General features: G+C 71.2%; 3 protein-coding genes. 1 reads left to right on the plus strand and 2 read right to left on the minus strand.

Going from position 1 to position 2,795, the window contains the following annotated elements:
* Both ACOADB_RS23290 and ACOADB_RS23295 read right to left on the minus strand, forming a co-directional pair.
* Positions 1-1,877, minus strand: a 1,877-nt coding sequence (locus ACOADB_RS23290) for an ABC transporter ATP-binding protein (RefSeq protein WP_378604340.1), incomplete at its 3' end; no start/stop codon positions are given.
* Positions 1,874-2,521, minus strand: a complete 648-nt coding sequence (locus tag ACOADB_RS23295; RefSeq protein ID WP_378604343.1) for a nitroreductase family protein — start codon at positions 2,519-2,521, stop codon at positions 1,874-1,876. The genes ACOADB_RS23295 and ACOADB_RS23290, both read right to left, overlap by 4 nt.
* Positions 2,522-2,640: 119 nt before the next feature.
* Between ACOADB_RS23295 and ACOADB_RS23300 the strand changes: the two genes are divergently transcribed.
* Complete coding sequence (locus ACOADB_RS23300; RefSeq protein ID WP_378604346.1) at positions 2,641-2,793, plus strand: hypothetical protein; 153 nt, start codon at positions 2,641-2,643, stop codon at positions 2,791-2,793.
* Positions 2,794-2,795: the final 2 nt, after the last annotated feature.

Raw genomic sequence — 2,795 nt, forward strand, 5'->3', positions numbered from 1 at the left:
CCGCCGGCGGCCATGAGGTCGTCGTGGGTGCCGCGCTCGACCAGGCGGCCGTCCTCGAGGCCGAAGATCACGTCGGCCGAGCGGATCGTCGACAGGCGGTGGGCGATGGCGATGGTGGTCCGCGAGCGGGTGGCGCGTTCCAGCGCCTCCTGGACGAGTCGCTCGGTCTCGTTGTCCAGGGCCGACGTGGCCTCGTCGAGGATCAGGATGGCCGGGTCCTTCAACAGCACCCGGGCGATGGCGAGGCGCTGCTTCTCGCCGCCGGAGAGCCGGTAGCCGCGCTCGCCGGTGATCGTCTCGTAGCCCTCCGCGAAGCTGAGGATCCGGTCGTGGATGTTGGCGTCGCGGGCGGCCTGCTCGATCTCCTCGGCGGTCGCGGAGGGTCGGGCGTAGGCGATGTTGTCGCGGATGGTGCCGTGGAAGAGGTACGGCTCCTGGGTCACCATCCCGACCGCGTCGGCGAGCGAGGACAGGGTGAGGTCGCGGACGTCGTGCCCGTCGATGAGGACGGCACCCTCGGTGACGTCGTAGAACCTCGGGACGAGGTACGTCGCCGTGGTCTTGCCGCTCCCCGAGGGACCCACGATGGCGGCCAGCTCGCCCGGTTCGACCACCAGCGAGACGTGGTCGAGCGCCCAGGTCGGCCCCGCGTCCGGGCCCTCCGCACGTGGGTCCCCGCCGATCCGGACGCCCGTGTCGCCGAACCGGTCGCGGTTGACGGTGCCGGACAGGGAGCGCGGCTCGGGGTACCGGAAGCGCACGTCACGGAACTCGACCCGTCCGCGGAGCCGGTCCGGTTCGAGCGTGATGGCACCGGGGCGCTCGGTGATCGCGGGCTCGAGGTCGAGGTACTCGAAGATCCGGCGGAACAGCGCCAGCGAGGTCTGGACGTCCAGGGACACCCGCATCAGCTGCAGCAACGGCATCTGCAGACGGCCCTGCAGGGTGGTGAACGCGACCAGCGTGCCCGCGGTCAGCGTGTCCTCGCCGGCCGGCACCGATCCGGTGATGATCCACCCCGCGGCGAGGTAGATCAGCGCCGGCGTGATCGCGAAGAACGTCTGCACGACCGCGAAGAACGAGCGGCCGGTCATCGCCTGCTCCACCTGCAGGCGGGTCTGGCGGTGGTTGGCCTCGCGGTAGCGGTCGACCTCCGACTCGGAGCGGTTGAAGACCTTGGCGAGCAGGATGCCGCTCACCGACAGGGCCTCCTCGGTGATCGCGGTCATCTCCGACAGCGACTCCTGGGTGCGTCGCGCCAGCCGCTGCCGGCGGCGGCCGACGCGCAGCTGCAGGAACACGAACAACGGCATCAGGACCAGCGTCAGGATCGTGAGCTGCCACGACAGCACGACCATCGCGGCGAATGCCGCGGCGACGGTCACGGAGTTCTGCACGATCGTGGTCGCGGTGTCGGTCAGGACGGTCCGGACGCCCGCGACGTCGTTGGACAGCCGGGACTGGATCGCGCCGGTCTTGGTGGCGGTGAAGAACGCCAGCTCCATCCGCTGCAGGTGCTCGAACAGGTCACCGCGCAGGTCGGCCATCGCGGAGTTCCCGATGGTCGAGGTCAGCCAGTTCTGCCCGATGCCGATCAGCGACGTGACGACGGGCAGGATGCACATGCCGGCGACCAGCCACGCCAGCAGCTGCAGGCGTGGCGGGCCCCCGTCGAGCGGGAACAGGGCGTCGTCGAACACCGCCCGGGTCAGGAACGGCACCACCGACTGCAGGGCCGCCGCGACCACCACGGCGACGAGGACGAGCACGATCTTGCCGCGGTAGGGCCGCAGCAGCCGGGCGACCCGGGGGAGGACCTTCTGGTTGCCGCGCAGCTCGTCGGGCGACAGGTGCGTGATGTTCGGGCTGGGCCTCATGCGAACCCGGCACCCCAGCGACCGCGGTGCGCCACCTCTTCCCACGGAGTACGACGCCGCCGGCTCGCCGATCCTGCAGCACCCGTGGTGCGGGGGGCCGGGTGGCCGATCGTGATGGCGCCGATGGGGTGTGGCGCTTCCTCCGCGGCCGTGTCGACGAGGCCGAGCACCTCCCGGACGGCGTCGACACGGTCCGGGACCAGCCCGAAGAAGCAGCTGCCCAGCCCGGCGTCGGCCACGGACTGCAGGATCAGCAGCGACGCCATCGCGGTGTCGAGGTGCCAGTAGGGCATCGCCCAGCGGGACTCGTCGCCGCCGAGGCCGGCCCGCGCCTTGTCGGCCTCCGAGTAGCGGGCCAGGTAGGCCGAGCGGCGACTGCACGGGACGATCACGACGGGTGCGCTCATCATCCCGGCGAGCCAGCGATCGGGGGTGCCGTCGACGGCGGCAGGGGCCTGCGCGGCCCAGAAGCCCTGCACGGCGGCCGGGGTGTCCAGCACGATGAACGCCCAGCCCTGCGAGAACCCGGCGCTCGGTGCGCGGGTGGCGGCTTCCAGCGCCCGCTCGACCACCCCGGGATCCACCGGGTCAGGGGTGTAGGCGCGCGTCATCCGGCGTCGTCGTACGACCTCGGAGAACTCCACCGGCCCAGCCTATTGCTGCCTCGTCTGAGGTAGCTGCGGACCATGCCCGATCACCGCGCCGAGGAACTAAGGCACTTGCCCGATGTGCCGGCCTACCTCAGGGGACGAACCTCTAGGACATGAGCAACAACTACTTCCTCAACGCAGAGAACGAATACCGCCGTGAGCGCGTCGTCCGCGGTGTCGCCGCCAGCCGGTCCGGCCGGACCCGGACCTCCTGGCTGCGGCGCGTGGCCGCGACAGATCCCGCTGTCGAGCGCCACACCCGCTGAGC

This window comes from Nocardioides sp. CPCC 206348 (assembly GCF_048654705.1).
Taxonomy (GTDB): Bacteria; Actinomycetota; Actinomycetes; order Propionibacteriales; family Nocardioidaceae; genus Nocardioides.

What these genes read in the sequence shown, in the direction of transcription:
- ACOADB_RS23300 (WP_378604346.1), top strand. Translation starts at nt 2,641, where the DNA reads ATGAGCAACAACTACTTCCTCAACGCAGAGAACGAATACCGCCGTGAG.